1 protein-coding gene is annotated in these 1,953 nt (G+C 61.6%); it reads right to left on the bottom strand.

Going from position 1 to position 1,953, the window contains the following annotated elements; translation table 11 throughout:
* Window positions 1-875: 875 nt before the first annotated feature.
* Window positions 876-1,259 carry a tautomerase family protein gene (locus tag RCH15_RS18965; protein ID WP_326962203.1) on the bottom strand — a complete coding sequence of 128 codons (384 nt, stop codon included), beginning with the start codon at window positions 1,257-1,259 and terminating at the stop codon, window positions 876-878.
* Between the last annotated feature and the right edge of the window lie 694 nt (window positions 1,260-1,953).

Raw genomic sequence — 1,953 nt, 5'->3', positions numbered from 1 at the left:
AGACCTCTTAGTCGTTCGGTGTGTGTGGTAACCACCAACCTAAGAGGTCTTCACCCTTTCACCGTGCAACCAACGTCCTGGCCGAGTACACCTAGTGGCGGCCGGCATCAATGATCTTCTCCACGCCGACGGACGAAACGGGACACGGGTGGGCAAGGACGTTATCGCCCGGCTGGAGTCCTTCTGCGATGCTGGAACTTCAAGGCCGGCGCGTGGTCGTGATGTCCCCGAACTGGCGGACGCCGTGTTCCCGGCTTCCAACTGGGCGAGATCCTGGACCTGCGGGAGAGCATGCGGTCCTGGTGCCAGCGGACCTTCCGGGACTTCCTCGACCCCCGGGACGTCCTGGCCGACCGCCGGGCCTTTTCAGCGACGGCCTCCATCCCACGACCGAGGGCCACCGGCTGGTGGCCGAGTCTGTCGGCAGCGTCTGCGCTGCTCCCCGGGCCGCGCGTAGATAATCCGGGACAGCTGTCAGGGCGGTCTACTCCCGCAGCCCATCGGCCTCGCAGCCGCCTCCGGGCCGTGCCGGTCGAAAACGTGTGCGGAGGTTGTCGTCAATAGGTCCGCCCGGACGCGCAGCGACGTTTGCCCTCCCTGGGGCATGTGCCCAGCATCAAACTCACGGCCTTTCGCCGGCGACACCACAGTTGTCTTGGTTCATCGGAGGACGCGGCATAGCTTTCAATTGCCGTACCAGATGTGGCAGTTCAGCGTTTAGCCGGGCCTCGTAGCCGCCTGGGGCGAGCCATGTCGCCAGGATGCCGGCTCGGGGGCACGGCAACGTCCTGTAAGATTTCCGGCCTCCAAGTGGACTCTTCAGCCCGGAAACTGACGCCAATTCCTGCCACCCGACGCCACTGCAGAGCGTGTGATCACCGAGCGTATTGGGCCTCACCGTTCCCGAAGGACCAATTCTCCTTGGCCACTTCGATAAGGCCGATGAATACGTCTTCACGGCGCATGTCGAGGCGGGTATGCAAACGGTTGGCTATCGTCCGGTACAAGTTCTGTTTCTGTTCCACGGATCGGCCTTGGTTGAGAGTTATGTGGATGAAGACCACGTCGTCGGAGCGGCTGATATCCAGATAATTGGGGTCTGCAACGAGCGCGTGGGACTTGTGTTCCTGTATGACCTGGAACCGGTCGTTCGCTGCTACCCCCACGACATCAACGAGAGCGCCGTATACGATATCGCCGATCTCGGCGCGGTATTCGGGGCTCTTGCCCTCCCGTAAGTCGATTCTAACTAGCGGCATTGCTTGTCCTTTGTTATTTATTGGTTTGCGGCAAGCGCTGAACCGGGTTCAGTGACTTGGGTCGCATTGGATGGTGAGGAAACTCAGGGGAAACGGGAGGCGCTAACTTTTTTCTCTACGGCCTCCGCCTCATCGAATTGCTGCCGTGATTGTCAAGGGAAAGAACTGTTCGTGGGCCCTCCGGCTCCCATTCGGTGCGGTAGCCGGACGGGTTCACGAAGACATAGATGAAATGCTCTGCCAGGGCGGCCTCGAGGGCAGCAGCACTGCGGATCAAGTGCCTTGAAAAGCTTCATCCGACTCCGGGTACGGTAAGTCCGTCCGGCCCGTCCTCATGGGCCACGAGAACCTCGGATAAGGCGCGCGGCGGCGACGATGAGCAGGTCAGTTCCAGTTGCAGTCGCCATGGCGCATTCCATGGCCATGTAGGTGCCCTACCAAACGCCATCGTCGGGCTAGCGGTTGGGACGAGGGCTGTGACGACGGCAAGGGGTGCGGCCAAGGCCACCGAGACCTTTGACGGGCATAGAAGACTCTCAAACTGTTTCCTGCCCAGCGGGTTCGCCGGCCATCCACAGGCGAGTTGGCTGGAGGTGTTTATTACCATTGCCCGTAGATCCGGGCCAGCGCGCGTTTGGCCGCGGTGTAGGGCTCAGCCGAGGCGGTGAGGAGCGAACGCGCATTGGCCGCCTCC

Origin of the sequence: Arthrobacter sp. MP_M4, from assembly GCF_035984855.1 — a bacterium.
Lineage (GTDB): Bacteria > Actinomycetota > Actinomycetes > Actinomycetales > Micrococcaceae > Arthrobacter.
This window is presented reverse-complemented; position numbering and strand designations above follow the sequence as displayed.